The sequence below is a fragment of the Bacillus haynesii genome (assembly GCF_014042035.1).
Lineage (GTDB): Bacteria > Bacillota > Bacilli > Bacillales > Bacillaceae > Bacillus > Bacillus haynesii.
Genome location: NZ_CP059494.1, coordinates 2,700,656 through 2,723,027, shown reverse-complemented (window position 1 = coordinate 2,723,027; position 22,372 = coordinate 2,700,656). Strand labels below are relative to the sequence as shown.

At 46.0% G+C, this 22,372-nt stretch carries 21 protein-coding genes; 14 read left to right on the top strand and 7 right to left on the bottom strand.

Translation table 11 applies throughout. The annotated features are described in order from the left end of the window. The first annotated feature begins 3 nt into the window (after positions 1-3). From chbG to H2R00_RS13310, 3 genes are all read left to right on the top strand, one after another. Complete coding sequence (gene chbG / locus H2R00_RS13320) at positions 4-738, top strand: chitin disaccharide deacetylase (protein ID WP_182069401.1); 735 nt, start codon at positions 4-6, stop codon at positions 736-738. A gap of 395 nt (positions 739-1,133) precedes the next feature. Further along, complete coding sequence (locus H2R00_RS13315) at positions 1,134-2,930, top strand: glycosyl hydrolase family 18 protein (protein ID WP_412055651.1); 1,797 nt, start codon at positions 1,134-1,136, stop codon at positions 2,928-2,930. A gap of 90 nt (positions 2,931-3,020) precedes the next feature. Next, positions 3,021-5,102 carry a glycosyl hydrolase family 18 protein gene (locus tag H2R00_RS13310; protein ID WP_182069399.1) on the top strand — a complete coding sequence of 694 codons (2,082 nt, stop codon included), beginning with the start codon at positions 3,021-3,023 and terminating at the stop codon, positions 5,100-5,102. A gap of 58 nt (positions 5,103-5,160) precedes the next feature. Here the strand turns inward: H2R00_RS13310 and H2R00_RS13305 are convergent, their stop codons facing one another. After that, a complete protein-coding gene (locus H2R00_RS13305; protein ID WP_154998068.1) occupies positions 5,161-6,111 on the bottom strand; it encodes a trypsin-like serine peptidase in 951 nt (316 codons plus the stop codon). A 171-nt stretch (positions 6,112-6,282) separates the two neighbouring features. Here H2R00_RS13305 and H2R00_RS13300 point away from each other — a divergent pair, with 171 nt between their 5' ends. The 3 genes from H2R00_RS13300 (at position 6,283) to H2R00_RS13290 (ending at position 9,534) form a co-directional block, all read left to right on the top strand. Further along, a complete protein-coding gene (locus H2R00_RS13300) occupies positions 6,283-7,056 on the top strand; it encodes a glucose 1-dehydrogenase (RefSeq protein ID WP_182069397.1) in 774 nt (257 codons plus the stop codon). Positions 7,057-7,219: 163 nt separating this feature from the next. Beyond that, positions 7,220-8,050, top strand: a complete 831-nt coding sequence (locus tag H2R00_RS13295; protein WP_182069395.1) for a DUF1835 domain-containing protein — start codon at positions 7,220-7,222, stop codon at positions 8,048-8,050. A gap of 86 nt (positions 8,051-8,136) precedes the next feature. After that, positions 8,137-9,534, top strand: a complete 1,398-nt coding sequence (locus H2R00_RS13290; protein ID WP_154998074.1) for a YcdB/YcdC domain-containing protein — start codon at positions 8,137-8,139, stop codon at positions 9,532-9,534. Positions 9,535-9,587: 53 nt separating this feature from the next. Here H2R00_RS13290 and H2R00_RS13285 read toward each other — a convergent pair whose 3' ends face one another. Next, positions 9,588-10,439, bottom strand: a complete 852-nt coding sequence (locus H2R00_RS13285; protein WP_182069393.1) for a sulfurtransferase — start codon at positions 10,437-10,439, stop codon at positions 9,588-9,590. Between the two features lie 155 nt (positions 10,440-10,594). Here H2R00_RS13285 and H2R00_RS13280 point away from each other — a divergent pair, with 155 nt between their 5' ends. Beyond that, positions 10,595-11,023 (top strand): cell wall hydrolase, encoded by a 429-nt coding sequence (locus tag H2R00_RS13280; RefSeq protein ID WP_154998105.1) that lies wholly within the window; start codon positions 10,595-10,597, stop codon positions 11,021-11,023. A gap of 46 nt (positions 11,024-11,069) precedes the next feature. Here the strand turns inward: H2R00_RS13280 and H2R00_RS13275 are convergent, their stop codons facing one another. Further along, the gene (locus tag H2R00_RS13275) at positions 11,070-12,062 is read right to left on the bottom strand and encodes an LLM class flavin-dependent oxidoreductase (protein WP_244958236.1); all 993 of its coding nucleotides are present in this window, start codon (positions 12,060-12,062) and stop codon (positions 11,070-11,072) included. Positions 12,063-12,370: 308 nt separating this feature from the next. On the opposite strand from H2R00_RS13275, the gene H2R00_RS13270 reads away from it, so the two are divergent. Further along, entirely contained in the window at positions 12,371-13,729 is a 1,359-nt protein-coding gene (locus H2R00_RS13270) for a C40 family peptidase (RefSeq protein WP_182069391.1), read from the top strand. A 46-nt stretch (positions 13,730-13,775) separates the two neighbouring features. Here H2R00_RS13270 and H2R00_RS13265 read toward each other — a convergent pair whose 3' ends face one another. Both H2R00_RS13265 and H2R00_RS13260 read right to left on the bottom strand, forming a co-directional pair. Beyond that, complete coding sequence (locus H2R00_RS13265; RefSeq protein WP_182069389.1) at positions 13,776-14,591, bottom strand: ABC transporter permease subunit; 816 nt, start codon at positions 14,589-14,591, stop codon at positions 13,776-13,778. Further along, positions 14,588-15,475 (bottom strand): ABC transporter ATP-binding protein, encoded by an 888-nt coding sequence (locus tag H2R00_RS13260; RefSeq protein WP_182069387.1) that lies wholly within the window; start codon positions 15,473-15,475, stop codon positions 14,588-14,590. The genes H2R00_RS13265 and H2R00_RS13260 overlap by 4 nt, the downstream gene beginning before the upstream one ends. Positions 15,476-15,625: 150 nt before the next feature. Here H2R00_RS13260 and H2R00_RS13255 point away from each other — a divergent pair, with 150 nt between their 5' ends. Together H2R00_RS13255 and H2R00_RS13250 are read left to right on the top strand one after the other, a co-directional pair. Continuing rightward, on the top strand, positions 15,626-16,213 hold the full coding sequence (locus H2R00_RS13255; protein WP_154998084.1) for a TetR/AcrR family transcriptional regulator: 588 nt from the start codon (positions 15,626-15,628) through the stop codon (positions 16,211-16,213). A 115-nt stretch (positions 16,214-16,328) separates the two neighbouring features. Next, positions 16,329-18,224 carry a DUF2207 domain-containing protein gene (locus H2R00_RS13250; RefSeq protein ID WP_154998086.1) on the top strand — a complete coding sequence of 632 codons (1,896 nt, stop codon included), beginning with the start codon at positions 16,329-16,331 and terminating at the stop codon, positions 18,222-18,224. A gap of 33 nt (positions 18,225-18,257) precedes the next feature. Here the strand turns inward: H2R00_RS13250 and H2R00_RS13245 are convergent, their stop codons facing one another. Both H2R00_RS13245 and H2R00_RS13240 read right to left on the bottom strand, forming a co-directional pair. After that, the gene (locus tag H2R00_RS13245; protein WP_154998088.1) at positions 18,258-18,740 is read right to left on the bottom strand and encodes a DUF4188 domain-containing protein; all 483 of its coding nucleotides are present in this window, start codon (positions 18,738-18,740) and stop codon (positions 18,258-18,260) included. Continuing rightward, the gene (locus H2R00_RS13240; RefSeq protein ID WP_154998090.1) at positions 18,733-19,296 is read right to left on the bottom strand and encodes a PadR family transcriptional regulator; all 564 of its coding nucleotides are present in this window, start codon (positions 19,294-19,296) and stop codon (positions 18,733-18,735) included. Before H2R00_RS13240 ends, H2R00_RS13245 begins: the two co-directional genes overlap by 8 nt. Positions 19,297-19,612: 316 nt before the next feature. Here H2R00_RS13240 and H2R00_RS13235 point away from each other — a divergent pair, with 316 nt between their 5' ends. The 4 genes from H2R00_RS13235 to H2R00_RS13220 all read left to right on the top strand — a co-directional run bounded on the left by H2R00_RS13235 (position 19,613) and on the right by H2R00_RS13220 (position 22,321). Beyond that, the gene (locus H2R00_RS13235; protein ID WP_154998092.1) at positions 19,613-20,215 is read left to right on the top strand and encodes a TerD family protein; all 603 of its coding nucleotides are present in this window, start codon (positions 19,613-19,615) and stop codon (positions 20,213-20,215) included. A gap of 28 nt (positions 20,216-20,243) precedes the next feature. Then, positions 20,244-20,825 carry a TerD family protein gene (locus H2R00_RS13230; RefSeq protein ID WP_043925472.1) on the top strand — a complete coding sequence of 194 codons (582 nt, stop codon included), beginning with the start codon at positions 20,244-20,246 and terminating at the stop codon, positions 20,823-20,825. 78 nt (positions 20,826-20,903) lie between these two features. Further along, a complete protein-coding gene (locus H2R00_RS13225) occupies positions 20,904-21,482 on the top strand; it encodes a TerD family protein (protein WP_043925471.1) in 579 nt (192 codons plus the stop codon). A 65-nt stretch (positions 21,483-21,547) separates the two neighbouring features. Then, positions 21,548-22,321 carry a TerC family protein gene (locus H2R00_RS13220; protein ID WP_043925470.1) on the top strand — a complete coding sequence of 258 codons (774 nt, stop codon included), beginning with the start codon at positions 21,548-21,550 and terminating at the stop codon, positions 22,319-22,321. Positions 22,322-22,372: the final 51 nt, after the last annotated feature.

Genomic DNA, 22,372 nt, shown 5'->3' with positions numbered 1-22,372 from the left:
AGGGTGAAATCTCTAATCATAAATGCGGATGATTTTGGATTTTCAAGGGGAGTCAACCTTGGAATCATTGAAGCTTTCCAGCACGGAGTGCTCACATCGACTACGCTTATGGTCAATATGCAAGAAGCGGAGCATGCCGTTGAACTCGCACGGCAAAATCGTGAACTCGGAGTCGGCGTCCACTTGACATTGACGGCCGGGCGTCCGATTCTTGGCGGACTGTGTACGATAACAGATGAGGAAGGGAATTTTCGCAAGCTTTTGAACTACCAGGGTTTCTTCGACATTGACCTTGAGGAAGTATATCGAGAGTGGAAAGCGCAAATAGAGAAGGCCTTGTCCTGCGGTTTAAATCCGACACATATCGACAGCCATCATCATATTCATACATACGGAAATCTCCCTGAGGTGTATGTAGAGCTTGCAAAAGAGTATGACCTGCCTTGCAGAAAGGTCAATCATGACCAGCCTTCACTATGGAAGGGTGTAAGATCGAACGATGTTTTTGAGCTGAAAGTCGACCGATTGAAGGATCTATCGAGCTTCTTTAATGACTATCAAGACGCAGCAGTGATTGAAGTGATGTGCCATCCGGCTTACGTCGATAAATGTCTGCTTGAGAAATCGTCCTTCCATTATCCTCGGGCATATGAACTTTCACTACTGACGGAACCTTCTCTCAAAGCGGCTTTGCAACAATGTCCGGATATTCGCCTTACGTCTTACGCCTGTCTATGAAAGAGGCGCCGCTTCTATTCCGTGGCTTTTCGCCTGCAAATAAGACTTGAAATGGGATAGAAAGCGGCGGGTTTCATCAATTTCTTTATGTTGACAGTTCAGAAAATTCTGATTAATATAGATTTGTCATTACAAATTTTGTGAGCCCTTCACCACTAAAAAGTCTTCTTTTATACACAAATGTATAGACATCTATACTTGTTTCACTCTCTGTACAACCAGCTCTTTCTGAAATCACGATGTCAATCTCACTTTTGTAAGCGTTTTCCCTTGTTAGCTTCAGCGTATCTGCAGCTATTAGATGACAAGGAAAAATATAAAACCAGCAAAAAAGGCGGTGAGGAAAAAGAGAGTTCTAGTTTCATGGCTTGCCAAAAAAATTGCATGAAAAGGAGATGAAAATCGTGTTGATCAACAAAAGCAAAAAGTTTTTCGTTTTTTCTTTCATTTTTGTTATGTTGCTGAGCCTGTCATTTGTGAATGGGGAAGTTGCAAAAGCCGATTCCGGAAAAAACTATAAAATCATCGGCTACTATCCATCATGGGGTGCTTATGGAAGGGATTTTCAAGTTTGGGATATGGACGTTTCGAAAGTCAGCCACATTAATTATGCTTTTGCTGATATTTGCTGGGAGGGAAGGCATGGGAACCCTGATCCGACAGGCCCCAATCCTCAAACGTGGTCATGTCAGGATGAAAACGGAGTGATCGACGCGCCAAATGGAACAATCGTGATGGGCGATCCTTGGATTGATGCACAAAAGTCAAATCCTGGGGATGTCTGGGATGAACCGATCCGCGGCAACTTTAAACAATTGTTGAAGCTGAAAAAGAGCCACCCTCATTTGAAAACGTTCATATCGGTCGGCGGGTGGACTTGGTCTAACCGCTTTTCAGATGTCGCGGCAGATCCTGCGGCAAGGGAGAATTTCGCCGCTTCGGCCGTTGAGTTTTTAAGGAAATACGGGTTTGACGGGGTCGATCTTGACTGGGAATATCCGGTCAGCGGAGGATTGCCGGGGAACAGCACACGTCCGGAAGATAAAAGAAATTACACGCTGCTCTTGCAAGAGGTGCGCAAAAAACTCGACGCTGCAGAAGCAAAAGACGGCAAGGAATACTTGCTGACGATCGCATCCGGCGCAAGTCCCGATTATGTAAGCAACACTGAGCTCGATAAAATTGCTCAAACTGTGGATTGGATTAACATTATGACCTATGACTTTAATGGGGGATGGCAAAACATAAGCGCCCATAATGCACCGCTGTTCTATGATTCAAAAGCGAAAGAAGCAGGCGTCCCAAACGCTGAGACCTACAACATTGAAAACACTGTGAAACGCTATAAGGAAGCCGGTGTCAAGGCCGACAAATTAGTGCTTGGAACACCGTTCTACGGAAGAGGCTGGAGCGGTTGTGAATCCGACGGACACGGAGAATATCAGAAGTGCGGACCGGCTAAAGAAGGGACATGGGAAAAGGGAGTATTCGATTATTCAGATCTTGAAAAGAACTATGTGAATCAAAACGGCTATAAAAGGTATTGGAACGATCAAGCGAAAGTGCCGTTTTTGTATAATCCGGAAAATGGCAATTTCATTACTTATGATGATGAACAATCATTCGGCCACAAAACGGATTTTATTAAAGCAAACGGATTAAGCGGAGCGATGTTCTGGGATTTCAGCGGCGATTCCAATCGGACGCTTCTCAATAAATTGGCAGCCGATTTAGATTTTGCACCGGATGGAGGCAATCCTGAGCCGCCTTCATCGGCACCTGCGAATGTGCGTGTAACCGGAAAAACTGCTACAAGTGTCAGCCTGGCGTGGGATGCGCCAAGCAGCGGAGCAAACATTGTGGAATATGTCGTGAAATTTGAAAACCGGTCGATATCTGTAAAAGAAACATCAGCGGAGATCGGCGGCTTGAAGCCGGGTACGGCCTACTCATTTACAGTTTCAGCAAAGGATTCGAATGGAGAGCTCCATACCGGACCAACGGTAGAGGTCACGACAAATTCTGACCAAGCATGTTCATATGACGAATGGAAAGAGACGAACGCATACACAGGCGGAGAGCGGGTTGCATTTAACGGAAAAGTGTATGAAGCGAAATGGTGGACGAAAGGCGACCGGCCGGATCAATCCGGTGAATGGGGCGTATGGCGGCTGATCGGAGGCTGCGAATAAGAGAAAGTCCAATGGATAGAAAACGGTAAAGAGAGATTTGGGAAAAAGCTTCTCACGTCTCTCTTTATGGACAAAGGAGTCTGAATAAACATGAAGATAGCCGCTTCATCTTTTTTATCCTGTATGCTGCTCCTCGCGCTTTTTATCCCGAACGGGCACATTTCCGCAGAGACTTCAAACGAAAAACCGGACTGCCGTCCGGAAGGGCTTTGGGACTCAGGCGTTGAACATGTGCCGTATTGCGATGTATACGACCAGGAAGGCCGTGAAAAGCTAGCCAATCAGTTAGATCGGAGAATCATCGGGTACTTTACGAGCTGGCGTACAGGAAAAGGCAATCAAGATCGTTATTTAGTAAACGATATCCCCTGGAAGTACTTGAGTCACATTAATTATGCGTTTGCCCACATCGGGGAAGATCATCGGATTTCAGTCGGAGATGAGACAGATGAGAACAACCCGTCTATCGGGATGACCTGGCCGGAGCATCCCGATGTAAAAATGGATCAAACCTTGCCGTATAAGGGGCATTTTAACGTTATTCATCAATATAAAGAGAAATACCCGGATGTAAAAGTGTTGGCGGCTGTCGGCGGTTGGGCCGAAACCGGCGGTTATGTTGACAAGGACGGGAAGCGAATTCCAAGCGGCGGCTTTTACTCGATGACAACGAATGAAGACGGATCTGTAAACCACAAGGGTATTCACACCTTTGCAGAATCGGTCGTTGCGTTTCTCAGAAAATATGAGATCGATGGAATCGATATTGACTATGAGTACCCTACATCGATGCAGGATGCAGGGAATCCGGCAGATTGGAACACCGCCAATCCACGGCGCAAGGGGTTAAATAAAAGCTTTGAGGCATTGATGAAAATATTAAGAGAAAAGCTTGATCAAGCGTCCGCTGAAGATAGAAAGTACTACATGCTGACCATTGCAGCGCCATCATCGGCATATCTACTAAGGGGGATGGAAACGTTTAAGCCGCTTCGATATGTCGATTATGTCAATATCATGTCCTACGATCTTCATGGAGCCTGGAATGAGTTTGTCGGACCGAACGCTTCTTTATTCGATAACGGCGAAGATGCCGAACTCAAGCAGGCCAACATTTATACTACGCCGGAATACGAAGGGATCGGATATTTAAATACGGACTGGGCTTACCATTATTTTAGAGGGGCAGTAGAATCGGGGCGAATCAATATCGGTGTTCCTTATTATACGAGAGGCTGGAAGAATGTGAACGGCGGAGTAAACGGGCTGTGGGGAAGAGCCAAAAGTACAGATTGTCCTCAGGGACTCAGGCAATGCGGTGACGGAGCAACCGGAATCGATAATATTTGGCACGATAAAGATGAACAGGGGAATGAAATTGGAGCAGGGACAAACCCGATGTGGCACGCCAAAAACCTTGAAAAGGGCATTGCCGGTTCTTATTTGGAAAGGTATGGATTGAGCAAGGCTGATTTGACAGGCGCTTATAAAAGGCATTATGACGCAGGGCTGGCAGCGCCTTGGCTTTGGAATCCAGAAAAGAAAGTGTTTCTATCGACAGAAGATGAGGAATCGATCAAAACGAAGGCTGATTATGTCGTTGATAAAGGAATCGGGGGTGTCATGTTTTGGGATTTGAGCGGTGATTATGACTGGTATCCCGAACGAAACGGCAATAAAGGAGAATACGATATCGGCAATACCTTAACGAGAACGCTATATCACAAATTCTCAGATACAACACCATATGATAATCGGCTCAGCACATCGCCTTTGCCTGATGAATCACTGGATGTAGACATAGAGTTGACGAACTTTCCGTTAGGAGATCAAAATTACCCGATCCACCCGGTAATGAAGCTGATCAATAACAGCGATGACACGATTACGGGAGGTTCTGTTATCGAATTTGATGTGCCGACATCCACTTCCCCTCGGTTTGGAAGCTGGAGCGGCGATCAGGTTGAAGTGATTTCTAAAGGGCATAGGGGACCGAACATTGGGGGACTGACAGGAGATTATCACCGTATCAGAGTGACTCTATCAAGCTGGAAGACCATTAAACCGGGCGAGACAGCGGAGTTTCAGCTTGTCTATTATTTGCCGATCAGCGGTCCTTCAAATTTCACGATATCAATAGATGGCAAAAAGTACAGGCTTAAAGGAAATTAAGTATGCAGCAGTTAGATGTGACAGCCCGTTCCAAAAGGAAGCGGGCTGTCTTCGTGTGTTATTGGGCGCTGTTTTTCCAGTTGGTCAAATTGTCGAACACCTCTTTTGTAATCCGGGTGCCTCTGTTGTACGAAGAGCCGCCGTATACTCCATTTGTGTGTACGGCAAGCGAGCATGGACCGCTGCAGTTCGTTCTTGAACTGCTTTGTTCGAATACCGGTGAACCGCTTTGTCCTCCGTACGTGTCCATTGCATACTGCAATTTATACGTTTCGGAGATGGCAATCGGTCCTGAATGCTGCCATTGTGTGCCTGTTGTTTTATCGCCTGGATAGCCGCTGATGGTAACAGTTGTCCCGACAAGTGATGAAGTGGTGTACGAGTATCCGAAGTATCCGACAGTATTGCCGATCGGTTCGCTTAGTTCAATTGCACCGTAATCGTAGTTGGTGTTCCCGCTTCTCCATCCTGACGGAATAAAGTAGCGCGTTGATTTAACAGAGCCGTAAGGATAGCTTGTCCCGTTCCGTCCCGGCGAGACAGTGGCTGTACCCGCAAATGAACCGCTTGATGTGTCATAGATACAGTGCCCGGCTGTTGCGACGGTTTTCGGACCGATCATCCATCCGGTGCACGAACCGATGCTGCTTGAAATATGAACGATCGCTCTGTACGGATATGCTGTTGTGTTGGTCACCCTTGTCCGATCATCAGAACCAATCACCGATTTAATGCTGTAAGGAGCTTTGGCGGGTGACTTTTTTTCCGCTTTTTCTTTTGTTTCATTCACTTTGCCGGTGCCTGTAAATGCTTTTGAATACAAGCCGTATTGATCGCTCTTAATGTTTGGGTCATAAGTAACCGATGTTTCCGCTTTGTATGAAGGATCGCTTGAAACAGGAGTATGAGGCGATGGTGCGGCTTGGGCCGGGTGGATACCTAAAGAATAAATAGAAATACCAATGAGACCTGTGATCAAACCTCGTTTAACACTCTTTTTACTAACCAAATCGTATCACTTCCTTATTTTGTTGTAAGTACAAGTTAGATATTAACAAAATAATTCTGAATTTTCCATATGTTTAAAAAAGATCATACTAAAGGCGTGTGTTAACATTTTGTTTGATCATATTGATACCGGGTAATGTACATGAAGAAAAGAAATTGAGGGGGGTTTAGGTTGTATAGTGATTTAAAAGGAAAAACAGCAATTGTGACCGGTTCTTCAAAAGGTATAGGCAAGGCGGTTGCAGAAAGGTTTGGAAAAGAAAAGATGAATGTGGTTGTCAATTATCACAGCGATCCCGGAGGCGCACGGGAAGCCGTCGACAATATTCAAGCAGCGGGTGGAAACGCGCTTGCGGTAGAAGCTGACGTGTCTTCTGAAGAGGACGTGAAAAAGCTGATTAATTCAGCAGTTGAACACTTTGGTTCACTTGATGTCATGGTCAATAATTCAGGATTTAACGGCGCAGGCGCCTTCCCGCACGAACTTGAGCTTGATGAATGGCAGAAAGTGATCGACGTTAATTTAACCGGTGCGTTTCTCGGCGCACGGGAAGCCTTAAGATATATGGCGGACCGCCACAAGAAAGGAAGCATACTCAATATATCGAGCGTTCATCAGCAAATCCCGAGACCGAAAAATGTTCATTACTCCGCTTCAAAAGGCGGAATGAAGCTGTTAACAGAAACGCTTGCCCTTGACTACGCGGACAAAGGAATCCGCGTCAACGCGATCGCGCCGGGAACGATTGCGACCGAAAGCAATGAAGACTTGGAGGGAAGCCGCAAGTCGGCACAGCTGAAAAAGATACCGATGAACGAATTTGGCGAGCCTGAACAAGTGGCTTCCGCAGCGGCATGGCTTGTGTCGAAAGAAGCCGCCTATGTAACGGGCGCGACTTTGTTCGTTGACGGCGGCATGACGCTGTATCCATCACAGCTGGAATAGAAAAGCCTGTTTTTTTCAGCTCCCGTTCTGCCCTTTTTCGAATGGCGGAATGGGGGCTTTTTCATTGTGTCACCTTTTATATCCTGTTTTTGTATATAATAGTTAAAAAGATGAGTTTAATAGCTTTAATGCTATCACAACTTTAAATAAAAAGGAGATTATCATGCAAAACAATGTCGTTCACATTGCCTTCGGCGAGTCTGCTGGCGGCAGTATAAACATGATGCTCAAACAGTTGGGAGGAATCCAGGAAAAGAGTCTGATCGTTCTTCCTGAATTATTTTCCATCGGGCCGCTTCAAAAGCTGGAAGTCAAAGAAGGCAGGGTCAATCGTTATCAATGGCTGAAAACGCATCTGAATGACCGATTTCACGAGCTTGGAGAGATATACAGCCGTTTTGAAGATGCGGTTTCTGCATTAAGCCGTATTCATGAGCAAGCCTCCGTCTTTATGTGGACGGGTGATCATGCACATGAACAAACGGGCCTGAGGTTTGTACACTATATCCTTCGGCAAATGAACCTTGCTGTTTTCCATCTGAATACGTCGAAGTACTTTCCCCATACCCGAAGTTCTGGTGAATTGCATGATGAAAAACTGAGATTCATTTATGAACAAGGGGATCAGGCGGCTTTGATAGCCGCTGAAAGACGGCGCCTTGCAGAGGAATGGACAGCGCTGTCTCAGCAGACAAGCGTGTTACGAGTATGGGATGACGGTAGAATCAAAAGCGTGAAGGAGGATTTTTATGATTCGTTCATAATCGGCAAGCTGGCACAGCTTCAAAAAAACCGTTCAGCCAAAACCTTTATCAACTGTCCCCGCCTGGTCGGCGAGGTCATTGGCCATCTGGAGGAAAACATCGGAGATGAATATATCGAGTACCGTATTTTAGAGCTGATCCGCAAAGGTATTTTTGAGATGGAAGGCGTACCAACAGGAATGAGATACTTTAGTGTCAGGTTAAAATCGCCATGTAAGTTCACCAGTTAAATCCAATTATCTCAATTTTCATGAAACGATTAATGGTATATTTCGTATACATAAGGAGAAGAAAATGAAAGAGAGGTAGACAGGATTTGGTTCGTGAACAGTTAAAACAAAAAGCGCAATCCATCAGTAAGGTTCCCTCACATTATCAGCTCATGATCGAAGATTACGGAGAAAAGTACGAAAAAGAGAGCCGGGCTTTTTTCGCCTGGCAGGACGTTGAAGAGCCGGAGCGGGACATTTCGGTGGAGTTAGATCATCACGGCCGCTTAATCAGTTTGACAAAAGAGTATGAACCGGTGGTCGAGGAATCTCTTCCGGAGGAAAGGCTGCTGCAAATCGCCCTTCAGTTTACAGAACAGCATTACCCGAATGCGTCACATGAATTCGTTTTCCATGAAAAGAGGGAAACAGAACAATTCGTCCGTTTTACGTATGTCCAGACTGTCCTTGAGCTGCCGCTTCCGCAAACGGGCTTTTATGTCCGGGTCGCCAAGAACGGAGAGGTGATGGAGTTTCGCTATAACGGCGGAACGAGCTCTTTCTCCATTCCAAAGCAGATCGCTGATAAACAATCGGTGACAGCCGATTATCTTAAACATATTCAATTCGAATTGGCGGTCGAAAAAATCCGCAGTGAACTTTATGAAGGGGGAGATGATCGCCCGCATCTCATTTACGAAGCTGACTTGCCATTTTTCAGCTATCCCGCCGATATCACGGAAAAACGCCATATGAAGCCTGCGGCGGATGACGAGGATGAGGAGGAAACATTGCCGCTCCCTTTGCTGCCTGAGGATGACCGTCATGCTGATATCGATGATATGATTGGCTTTACTCGTTTGATGCGGAAAATCCGTGAAACCGATATGGGAGAGTCAACTGGAACGGTATGGCGCCTGGGAAACGACCCTCAGCCGAGAGACCGGAGTATAGCCGGCTACTTTGAAACATGGAACCAAAATACGTTGAAAATTATGAAAGACAAAAAAACGGGGAAGCTCAAAGGAATAGCTTCTTTCATCAAATCGGAAGGCTCTCTTGCCTTGAGCGGGGAAGACTGCTTGAAACGGGCGCTGCAATTTTTGTACAAGCTTTATCCGGACGCTGATCAGCTTTTTCGAATGCATCCGGCGGAAAATGACGGGGACAGGCCAAACGCTTTTTTTCAATTTGATCTTCAATACAAAGGGGTGCCGTTAAGGCTTGGCTCTGCCAATATCAGTGTTAATCGGACAACCGGCAGGGTCGTCGGTTATCACGGTCCGGAAATCGAGCCGGAAGCGCTGGCCGATCTGAGTCCTTCGCCATCCATTTCAGAGGAAGAAGCGAAAACCGTTTTTGCATCGTCATTTGATGTGAAGCTGCAATGGGAAAGGGATTACAGTCGGGAAAAGGATGACTTCTACAGGCTTGTCTACCGGCCGGTATACCCATACTTTATCGATGCCCATGACGGAAAGGCGTTTATGAGCAAAAACATGTAATGAACGGCGGCTGGCTGAGGCGCAAAAGCCCCCGGCCGCCGCCTCTTGTAAGATCAGACGTCGTCCTCGGTTCCAGTGGAGATCGGATGGTCGGGGTAGCTGATCCAATCGCTCCAGCTGCCGGCATACAGCTTCACATTTTCAAATCCGGCTTCTTTTAGGCCGAGCACATTCGGGCAGGCTGATACGCCCGATCCGCAATAGACGACGATTTCACTGCCCGGCTCCAAAACAGCATAGTGCTGTCTGAGCTGTTCTTTGCTTTTCCATAATCCGCTTTCGGTCAGATTGTCTTTCCAAAAAAAGTTTTTGGCACCGGGAATATGGCCGGCCCGGTGATCGAGAGGCTCGGTTTCCCCGGTGTATCTGGAAGGGGCACGCGCATCGATCAGGATGGAGCCTTTTCTGCCGATTCGCTTCAGCACTTCTCCGGCATCAAGCAGTTCGTTTTCTCTGAGCGCCGGCTTAAATTCGCGCTGGATAGGACGGAGAACCTCGGCGGTCATCTCATAGCCCGATTTGATCCAATTGGACAGACCCCCATCCATAATATAGACGCTGTCATGCCCGAGGTAGTGAAGCTGCCACCAAAAGCGTGCCGCAAACATGCCGCCGCTGTCATCATAGACAACGACAACTGTTTGCCGGTCAATGCCGATTTTCCCAAGCTTTGCGGCCAGAAGGTCAGGGGCTTGAAGCGGGTGTCTGCCGCCGTGCTCTTCCACCTTGCGCGACAGATCCTCTTTTAAATCCATGTAAACGGCTCCAGGCAGATGGCCTTTCGTGTACGCTTTCCGGCCTTCTTCCGGTTTTGTCAAATCAAACCTTACATCGACAATAACCGTTTGATCCGGTTTTTCCATTAATCGTTTGTATACCCATTCAGGGCTCTTCACTGCTGACATTTCGTGATCCCTCCGTTCTCATTTGTTTTTTCTCAATTCTGATAATAGAAGAATAGCTTTCTTTTATGGGGAGTGTCAAAGATAAATCCCGAAATCGTCATCACCTAAATGAAACAGAATATGATAAAGGTGACGACATCATGGGGGTGACTAAAATGGCAGTGGTTCAGGCTTCTTCTAAAGATATCGCTCTTTTGGCCAGACTTTTGAGAGCGGAGGCTGAAGGCGAAGGCGTGCAAGGAATGCTTATGGTCGGAAATGTCGGAATCAACCGCATCAGGGCAAACTGTTCCGACTTTGTGGGACTTCGCACCATTCCGCAGATGATCCATCAGCCGCATGCCTTTGAAGCCGTGACGCACGGTTATTTCTATCAAAGGGCACGGGAAAGTGAAAAGCGCTTGGCGCGCAGGGCGATTAACGGAGAGCGGCTTTGGCCGGCAAAGTTCAGTTTGTGGTATTTCAGACCGGCGGGGGCGTGTCCCGCACAGTGGTATGATCAGCCGCATGTCGGCCGCTTTAAATCGCATTGTTTTTATGAGCCGACAGCAGAAGAGTGTGAGAATGTCTATAATACGTTTTAACAAAAACATCCCTTTTCAACGGATTTTGAAAAGGGATGTTTTTTGATCAAAATAACTCTGCCAGTCTTTCGTAAGACTGCTTCTTATCTTCAAACCGGTAGACGTTAGTCAAAATCATAAACTCATCTGTTTGATATCGTTCAGAGAGCTCGAGCAGTTTTCTTTTGACTGTTTGAGGAGACCCGATCACCATGCGGCTGCGGTTTTGGGCAAGCTTCCTTTTATCGGCAGCGGTGTAAGCGGCCGATTTCGCCTCCTCAATGCTTGGGACAAGACTGTCCAGGCCTTTTTCAACCCTGAGAAGCCATAAATCCTGGCTCAAGCAGAGCTCCTCAGCTTTTTCATCGGATTCCGCACATACGACGAAAATGGCTGCCAAAGATTGGGGGTGTTTAAAGAAAGGAGAAGGCCTAAAGCTTTCACGGTATGATTGAAAGGCGTTCCTCCCTCTTGCGGAATTGATGAAATGCCCGAATACGTATCCCGCTCCCATGTCACCGGCCAATTTCGCGCTGTTTTCTCCCAGCCCTAAAAGCCACACTTCCGGCGGCGAATCCGTCAAAGGGGACGCTTTGATTCCGAAATAATCATGTCCGGAAGGAACGGAATCAGTCAGAAAATCCAACAAGTCTTGAAGCTGTCTCGGGAATTCGTGCAGACTTTTATGAACCCCGTCTGTCAGCGCCAGCCTCGTTTTGGTTGTGCCTCCCGGAGAGCGGCCGATCCCTAGGTCAATCCTCCCGGGATAAAGGGCTTCAAGCTGCCGAAAGCTTTCAGCCACTTTAAAGGGACTGTATTGAGGCAGCAGAACGCCGCCCGAACCGACGCGGATGTTCGCAGTCTTTGCTGCAATGTGTGCGATCATGATTTCGGGAGCGGTGCTGGCAAGTCCGCGTGTGCTGTGATGCTCGGCAAACCAATACCTTTTGTACCCCCATTGATCCGCTAGCTCCGCCAGCTCTGCAGAATGCTTCAAAGCTGAATACGCATCTGAGCCTTTTGATATTGGAACCTGATCAAGAATGCTGAGCTGCATCATTTGTCACCGGCCTTCCTTTCGGTTTCCTGTTCAGTAAGTCAAGCATATGAAAAACAGCAGAGAGGGTCAAATCGAAGAGAATACGAGAGTCAATACATGATTAGTCAAAACATGACACTGCTGAAACAAAAACGAAATATAAATGTAATATAAATTGGCGCCTATTGTCGAAAATAGATGGTATAATAACGTCTGTACATCAGTAACGGATATATTAATCATAGGTCATAAGATTCATTTTTTAATAATGTTCAATCGAATTTACATAATGAAAAAACAAGAATACATAAAGGAAAGAGGAGTAGAAAGTGAAGAAAAAGGTTTATACTTTTGGTTTAGCGTCGATTCTCGGAACAGCTAGTCTATTTACGCCCTTTATGAACAACACAGCATCGGCAGAAACATCTCAGCAAAAACAAGAAATTCAGCAAAAGCGCTCTGAAGTGAACTCAGGCATCGAGAGCAAGCGAAAAGAAATCGCCAAGCTGCAAGAAGAGCAGAAAAAGCTTGAAGCCAAAATCCAAGAGCTTGATAAAAAAGCACTTGAAACAAGCAACAAAATCGAAGATAAGCAAAAAGAAAACAAAAAAACGAAAAAAGAAGTGGAAGCTCTGAAAAAAGAAATCAAAGAAACCGAAAAGCGGATTGAAGAGCGTTCAAAGGTGATTAAAAATCGCGTGCGCAGCCTGCAGGAAAACGGCGGATCCCAAAACTATCTGAATGTCCTTCTGGGCGCACAAAGCTTCGGAGATTTTATCACTCGTGCAACTGCTGTTTCAACAATTGTTGATGCGGATAAAGACCTGCTTGATGAGCAGGAGAAAGATAAAAACAAGCTTGAAAAAGCAATGTCTGACTTAAATACAAAACTGGATGAAATCCAAAAAACATTAGCCGATTTAAAAACGCTTAAATCGGATCTTGATAAACAGCTGAAAGAACAGGCGAACCTTTCTAAGCAGCTGCAAACGAAGCAGGCGGCAGCAGAATCAGAGCTGAACGATCTGAAAAAAGAAGCAGGCTCTCTGACAAAAGAGGAAGCCGCTCTTGAACAAAAACTTAAAGAAGAAAGAGCTGAAGCGGCTGCAGTAGCAAAAGCGAAAGAAGAATCTGCGACGGCTGAAAAGTCTGATTCAGGATCTTCATCAAACTCAAGTTCAGGTTCAGTCAGCAAATCTGACGGATCGTCCAACAGCGGTTCTTCAAGCAGCAAGAAAAGCAGCAGCCCGTCAAGACACTACTCTTCCGGTTCTGTTGTAAGCAGCAATGGAAATGCGATTGAAGTTGCCATCAGCACAGGTTCAAGCATCGTCGGCAGATCTCCGTACCATTGGGGAGGCGGACGCACACAAGCTGATATCGACAACCGTCGTTTCGACTGCTCATCATTCGTGCGCTGGGCTTATGCATCAGCAGGCGTAGAGCTTGGATTCGGTGCGACAACAAGCACGCTTGTCGGCAAAGGACGAGCTGTGAGCGCGTCTGAAATGAAGCGCGGAGACTTGGTCTTCTTTGACACATACAAAACGAACGGCCACGTTGGTATTTATCTAGGCAATGGCACATTCTTGAACGATAACAGCTCACGCGGGGTATCCGTCGATTCTATGAGCAATTCTTACTGGAAGCAAAAATTCAACGGAGTTGTCAGACGGGTCGTTGAATAAAATATCATACAGAAACAAACGCCGTTCCTGATCGGGAGCGGCGTTTTTATAACAGCGGCAAGTCGCGCTTTTTAAAGATGAGAATGCTGAGTGCGAAGGCGGCAAAACCGACTGCGGCGAGAACAAAAGACACTTGAGCGATGTCGGCGCTCCCGTTCACAATATCGCCCGGTCTGAATAAAGAGAAAACCGACAGGCTCCTCAGCCATTCCGTCTTTTCGCTTAATTTCCCGAGCAAGTCGAAGCTGAAGAATAAAAACGTGATGCTTCCGGAAAGTCCGAGGGCCCTTTTTTCGTCATTTGAAATGGCCGAAAAGAGGAACGAAATGCCGCCGACTGCAAAGAAGAGCAGAAAGCCGACCAAGTTCAGAACGAGAAACCTTGACACATTAAAATCGTAATCACCGTCCAGCATCAAATGGTAACCAGCCAGTCCGGCCGCTGTCGTCACGGCCATAATGATCAATAGGCCTGTCGTTAAAACGGCTGCTTGGGTGAAAGCCACTTTGCCGCGCGTTGTCGGCGCAGACAGAATATATGCCATTGATCCTTGATCCACGAGCTTTGCCAAAAGCTTTGTCGACAGCATGACAGAGAAGATCGACAAAATCACGATAAAGATTAATCCGTAATACTCTCCAGACATAAAATCTTCGAGATTCCCCAGTCCGTTTTCAAACCCAAAAGCATTGAGAAAGCCTTCCGGCATCGATTTGATCATTTTCTCAATATCCTCCGCATTGCCCGCGATGCTTGGATAAATGCCCAGTATCAAAAGGATATAGAAAGCGGAGCCTACTCCGTAGCTCATGATTCCTTTCATGTTTGTTCTCATCATTTGTTTGTACAGGGAGAAGTTCATTTCACTGTCTCCTTTCTGTCATAGTAGTTCATGAAAATTTCTTCCAAGCTTTGTGAAGAAGCATCAATATGCCGAATATGGTATTTGGCTGTTTCTTTAATAAATTGATCATGGTTCCCTAAAACGGCTACTTTGACACGATTTTCCGTCCGGGACTCGATTTGCAGACCCGAATTCATGAAGGCGGGAATGTCGCCCTTGTTTTCAAATGTAACTTCGAATACTTTTCGCTGCATCGACTGCAGTTCATGAATATCCTTGACGGCAATGATGATGCCGTCTTTTATAATGGCGGCTCTGTCACAGGTTCTTTCGATTTCCTGAAAGCTGTGGGAAGACATTAAAAACGTCGTTCCTTTCGCTTTTTCTTCGAGCACGATTTCAATAAACACTTTTTGCATCAGGGGATCGAGGCCTGATGTCGGTTCATCAAGAATGATGACTTCGGGGTTGTGCATAAAAGCGGCGACAATCCCGACCTTTTGCTTCATTCCTTTCGACATTTTTCTGATCGGAGTATGAACATCGAACTGGAGCCGTTCGATGAGTTCATTGCGCTTAGCTGTATCTTTTAAGCCGTGCATGTCTGCCATGAAATCGAGAAATTGTTTTCCCGTCATGCCTTCGATAAACGCAATCTCTCCGGGAAGATAGCCGATATGCCGCTGAATGTCGCCTTGATGATTCAAGACGTTCATTCCGTTCACTTTGATATCGCCTTGATCAGGCTTCATAAACCCCATGATATGTCGAATGGTTGTCGATTTTCCGGCTCCGTTCGGCCCTAAAAACCCGAAAACTTCACCTTTTCGAACATGAAATGAAACATCAAATATACCTTTACCGTTGGAAAACTTTTTCGTAAGCCGTTCAACTGTCAGCATGTGACACCTCCAGAAATGAAAATTATGAAATAATAATGATTGAAAATTACATAATTTATTTTACGTTCTTATGAACTTTTTTGTCAACGAAAATTAGTGAAATATTTATATGTTATAATTTCATTAAGAAAGATAAGTAAGGATGGTTATATGAACGGATTTGAAAAAAGGGCATTGCTGATTAAAGAGAAGATCAAAAAAACGGCTTTGGAAATGCTCAAAACATGGGAGCCAAAGCGCATCCGGATAACCGATATTGCAAAAGAGGCAAATGTTTCGCAGGTGACGATTTATAATTACTTTGGAAGCAAAGAAGCGCTCCTGAAAGAGGTTTTCAAAGACTATATCGATCATTCTATCAGCGAATTTGAAGAATATATGAACAAAGATATTTCGGTTAAAGAAAAGATTGAATTGATGATATTGCAGAAAAGGGAAGCCAATAATCAAAAATTCGCTTTAACGGTCATCAAAGAGGTGATGATCGAAGACAGTGAAATAATGGATTATGTAAAGAGGCAATACGATGAAAAAATCATTCCCCTTATGCTCCAAATGATTGAAGAAGGTCATCGGACAGGTGAAATCTCTCCTAAAATCACCGCGGAAAGCTTTCTCATCTTTATGAATATGATCATTGAACATTCAAAAACTCTGGGTGAAGCCTTTGAACAAAACAGGCAGTTTACAGAGGAAATGATGCACATTTTCTTCTATGGTTTGTGCGGCAGACCGTAGATGTGTTTTTTTAGAATAAAATTGTCATCTCTGTCATTTCTGTGAACCGCTGAAACAATTTCCTTGCTTTTCCGTATATAAGGCAGATACAAAAAACGAAAGGATTTACTAAACGATGAAGCACTCCTTTTTCTTTTTTATGTTTATTGCCTTTTTTCTTGTCACAGGTTTTTCTGAAGCAGGCAAATCCTTCTCGATCGAGCGGGCTGATATACGCGCAACAGTAAAAGAAAACGGTGATTTAAGCGTAGAGGAAGTTTACACATACGATTTTAAAGGTTCTTTTGAAGGGGCGACAAGATCGTTCAGCGAAGAAACCGCGAGCCGTTTGAAGAATTTTAAAGCCTATCTCCTTCCGGATCACCAGAGAAAGGGCGATCAAGCCATCCCGTTAAAGACAAAGAAAGAAGACGGGACTTATTTTGCTTATTCGGCATCAAAGGATGAAACGAAAAATGTAATGTTTCGCTATGTGATCGAAGATGCCGCTCAAAAGTTTGAAGACACGTCGATTTTGATCCATTCATTTTACCAAAAGGCAAATACGGATTTCGGCCGCGTAAAGATTGAAGTGCACCTGCCTGATTCGGTAAAGGCGCGGGATATTCATGCGTTTTTGCGTGAAAAAGGAAACGGAAAGATTACGAAGGTGAACGATTCATCAGTCACCTACGAGACAGAACTCTATCGCGCAGGCACGGGCTCCGAACTGAGAATATATTTTCCGCAAAGCGCCTTGAAGGAGGCGGTTCGGCACCCTTCTTATCAGACGAAAGATGAGCTGCTGAAGGAGGAGAGAGACGAGGCGAAACGCTACGCAGATCGGGATGAACGGATTGCCGGCGCTGACAGGATGATTTGGATATTTTCGGGGATTGTCGGGTTCATGGTCATCATGGCTGTCATGCTTTCGTTTTTGAGGAAGAGACGCCGTGTCATGCTTTCGTTTGAAGAACTCGAGTCCTTTGATCCTGTGCTTGTCGCTTTTCTTTACAAAAAAGGCCGTTTCACAGACCGTGATCTCCTTGCCGGCTTGCTTTCGCTTTATCAGCGGGGGTTGGTCACTATGCGGAAGGTGCAGGCGGAAGAGAGGTTTCTCCACGATCCTAAGGCGCCTGATGACACATACCAATTCGAATTTTCCGGAAGCAAGGCGGATTTGCCAAAGCCTGATCAGCTCTTAATCGAAAAGCTTTTTGAGCAAACGGGCAGCGATACCTATATGTTCAGGCTGGATTCCCTTAGCGGGCCGACTGAGGAGGAATGCAAGCATAAGGAGCAGTTGGGCAAATATGAACGAAAGAGGATCATTCTTCAAAACGTGGTTCAAAAATGGACGGAAAGCGTCAGACAAGCGCCTGAATTTAAGGAGCTGTTTCAAGAAAATCGCTGGCTGAGAATGCTGTCGCTTTCACTGCTTTCTGTCCATACCGGGCTCCTGCTCTTTATCTTGTATGCAGATGTGGTGCATCCAGCCGGATTCATGGCGGCTTGCGTCATATTTGGCTTTGCGCTGTCGGCAGGCATTGTTCTTGCGAAATCAAAGCTGTATACGACTCTGTTTTTGGCCGGATTGTTTTTGGCGTCTGTTTTTACTGACAGCGTTCACACCATTTTGTATTACGGCATATGTGTCGGGCTGTCCATTTTATTAATTGCTTTCATTCCGGCCGTGAAAGAAAACAGGTATGCCTCCATCTGCCGAAGATCGATTCTTTCCTGGAGAAACCATCTGAGAAAAGAAGATTTGTTCTCAGGGAGAAGCCTGTCTCAAAACGAAAAGACGATGATCTATGCAATTGTGCTTGAGGTTGAGGATGATTCTGCCGTGTGGCTCAATCAATCAGCAAACAGGCTTGATTACGCTTCCCCTGTACTGGGTATGGCCGCAGCCGGCTGTTTGCATTATCCGTTTTACAGCTGGCAGCTGCCGTCTTCGCAGGAGCACGCCGGGGCATATGATGCAGGCGGTCCCGGAGCGGGCGGGAGCGACGGGGCAGGAGCTTTTTAAGTTGAAAGGGGCTATCGATTGCGATAGCCTCTTTTAGCTTATTTCAGATCCCCGCATTCGCTGTTCAGCCGTCTTGGTTCTATGGGTGACAGGTTGATGTCCGTACGCTTTTGCCAAGCCGAACATCGGCATGTTATGGTAAAAAGCCTCATAGCGCCCTTTTGGAACTGTATACGTTTCATGATAGATGCCGACAGCTCCTGATGCGGCAGTTTTCTGATAAAAACGGCGCCAAGCCGCCATATGTTTATCACCCTTTGCATATGCTGTCAAATCTTCGAAAGAACGCCAATATTGAATGAGAAAAATCGTCCTGAAATTGATGCATGATTCCATTGCCAAAAAGCCGAGGTCTTTGTTTTGATGAAGCTCTTTTATCATAGGGGGCATGGCGGTAAAAACCGGCCACCATTTATGAACAGCATGCCACTTGTTTATTCTCATCCCGATCACAAATACAACGACTTCATCTTCAGGGGCGGCCGTAAAAGGCTTGTTGATGATCGTTTTACCCATTGGTCCCTTCCTTTCCATTCAGCCGGTTGATTGTGGCTTCACACCATTCAATTCCGGCCGAAGTGGTGCGTTTTCCATAATCCAAAGTGAAAAGCCAGTACTCTCTGTCCTTTGAATGGGTGCTGCATGAAAGAATTGACTGCTCGATTGCTTGATATGCCTCAAGCCGTTCTTCTAGCTTTTGTTGGTACTCCTTGACTTTCAAAGCGGTTTTCTCCCGCTCTTCTTCCTTGCTGAAAAACAGCTTCAGCAAAAATTCGTTTTTTTCTGAGGCGATGCCATTGATCGGTTCTTCAAGCCAGCTCTGCAGCGCTTTTTGACCTTCATCGGTAATCAGGTACTCTTTTCTGTCCGGCTTTTTGTCCGAGAGCGCCGGAGATGCAGCGACCCAGCCTGCTTCTGTTAATTGGCGCAGTGCGGGATAAATTTGGCCGTAGCTGATTTTCCAAAAATGATTTAAACTTTGGTCGATCATTCGTTTCATTTCGTAACCCGTTCGGTAGCCGGCCGTAATCAATCCAAGCAGCGCATAAGTCGTGTGATTTCTTTTTGTCATACATACCGCCTTTCTATATCTAATTGATATATATCTTTTAGATACAGCATATCAAACACGATGACTTCGTGCAATCGCTACTATTGTCGTCTATATTTTGACCAGGATGAAAAAATGATAAGAAAATATCGAAAAACCGCGAAACTTTCTTCTGAATCTTTCCGTATATATAGTTAAGCAGGTTAAATAATGATTCATTGGTCTTGTAGTTGTGAAGATATGAATCACGCTGGCGTGATAATTGGATCTTTCAAACTCTTATTCTCATCCAGCACTGTAATCTTGAAAGTCATGATTCAACGGAGGAGTGAACAGTTTGGCTATTTCTTTAGAGAAAGGTCAGCGGATTGATTTAACAAAAGGTAAAGCGGGGCTTTCGAAGATTTTGGTCGGTCTCGGCTGGGACCCGGTAGCGTCCGGAAGCGGCGGTTTTTTTGGAAAGCTGTTTGGAGGAGGAGCCCCGAATATTGACTGTGACGCATCTGTGCTGATGCTGGAAAACGGAAGAGTCACAGAGAACAAGAACGTCATTTATTTCGGAAACTTGAAGAGCAGATGCGGCAGCATCGAACATACCGGAGATAATCTGACAGGGGAAGGCAGCGGAGATGATGAACAAATCATCGTAGATTTGCAAAAAGTTCCTTCGCATATTCATAAGCTTGTCTTTGTCGTGAATATATACGATTGTGTGAAACGAAGCCAGCATTTCGGAATGATCGAAAATGCCTTCATACGCATCGTCAATATGAATGATCGCAGGGAGATGGTCAAGTACAATCTGCGGGACGATTATTCTGGACGGACAAGCCTGATTGCTGGCGAGATTTACCGTGACGGCGCCGAGTGGAAATTCACCGCTGTCGGAGAAGGCACAAACGATACGAGCATTACGGAAATCGTCAAACGCTACGCCTGACATTCATAAAAGAAATGGGGAGATCAACATGGCAATTTCATTAGCAAAAGGACAAAAGGTCGATTTAACAAAAACAAATCCCGGATTGTCGAAAGTCGTCGTCGGCCTTGGCTGGGACGTCAATCAATATGACGGCGGCGCTGATTTTGACCTTGATGCGAGCGTGTTCCTGCTCAATGCAGACGGCAAATGCGCTTCTGAAAAGGACTTTATTTTCTATAATCAGACCGAGGGCGCAGGCGGAGCTGTCATACATACAGGCGACAATCGGACAGGGGAAGGCGAAGGAGATGATGAGCAGGTAAAAATCAATTTGAATGCAGTGCCTGCCGACATTCAAAAGATTTCTTTTGTGATTACGATTCATGAAGCGGAAGCGCGCCGCCAAAATTTCGGACAGGTGTCAAATGCTTACGTTCGCGTGATCAATGAAGACTCGAACGAAGAGTTAATCCGCTATGATCTGGGTGAAGATTTCTCGATTGAAACAGCGCTGATCACGGGAGAGCTGTACCGCCACGGAGGAGAATGGAAATTCTCAGCGATCGGCTCAGGCTATCAAGGCGGGCTGGCGAGGATCGCCACCGATTTCGGCCTGCAGGTCGGCTGATTTTGACGATCCGGACAGCGGGCGCCGCGCGGCGTCCGTTTGTCCGGCACCTGACATTTCTTAAAGGAGGTCCTATCGATGGCGATTCAATTATCTAAAGGACAAAGGATCGATTTAACGAAAACGAACCCCGGTTTGACGAAAGCGCTGATCGGTTTAGGCTGGGATACTAACAAATATACCGGAGGCGCCGATTTCGATTTGGATGCGTCGGCCTTTCTTGTCGATCAGAACGATCGATGCATCAATGAACGCGACTTCGTCTTTTACAACAATCTCGAGCATCCGAGCGGCGCCGTGATTCATACGGGTGACAATCGGACAGGAGAAGGTGAAGGCGATGACGAGCAAATCATCGTCGATTTCTCAAAAATACCCGCCCATGTTGAAAAGATCGGCATCACGGTGACGATTCACGAGGCGGAAAGCCGCAGCCAAAACTTTGGACAAGTCTCAAATGCGTTTGTCCGGCTCGTTGATGAATCAACAAATGAAGAGCTGCTTCGCTTTGACTTGGGAGAGGATTTTTCGATTGAGACAGCGGTTGTTGTTTGCGAATTGTACCGTCACGGAGCCGATTGGAAATTCAATGCCATCGGCAGCGGATTTTCCGGCGGATTGGCATCGCTTTGCCGCAACTACGGCCTGCAAGTCTAGTTTTGCCGGCTGAATCACGTTTGCGTGATTCAGTCTTGCTTTTTCATCATTAGGAGGTAACGAAAGTGGATTTATTTCATCATATTATGTCAATTTACGCCTCATTTTTCGATTGGGAAATGTGGGTGGAAGTATTAACGGACCCCGTTTCCTGGGGGCTGATCGGCTCGCTGGTCGTGCTGGAGGGGCTTTTATCTGCGGATAATGCTCTCGTTCTCGCCGTCATGGTGAAGCACCTTCCGGAAAAACAACGCAAAAAAGCGTTGACATACGGTTTAATCGGGGCCTACTTCTTTAGATTTCTATTCATTGGACTTGGTATGATCCTGATTAAATTCTGGTGGATCAAACTGCTTGGAGCCGCATATCTGGCATGGCTCGTCATCAAGCACTTCTTCATCGGCGAGGGCGATGATGAAGCAAACGCCATCAAAAAAGACAGCTGGATGGTACGCGTTTTCGGGGTCTTCTGGGCGACTGTCATTTCGGTAGAGCTCATGGATCTCGCATTTTCAGTCGACAGCATCCTGGCGGCATTTGCCGTATCCGAAAAGGTATGGGTGCTTCTGATCGGCGGCATGCTCGGCATCTTAATGATGAGAACTGTTGCGAAATTCTTCCTGACGCTGATTGACAAAGTGCCTGAACTTGAAACAACGGCCTTTGTTTTGATCGGGATCATCGCACTGAAAATGGCTGCGAGTGTATGGCATATTGAAATGCCGCACAGCGTCTTCTTTATCATTCTGATAATCGCTTTTGCCGCAACATTCATCATTCACTATTTGAACAAGCAAAAAGCTGTGAAAGAGCAAACGGCGGCTTCAAAGGAAGAATAACAAACTGCAAAACATAAAGGGGGGAGTATATCTGCTCCGCCCTTTTTTACA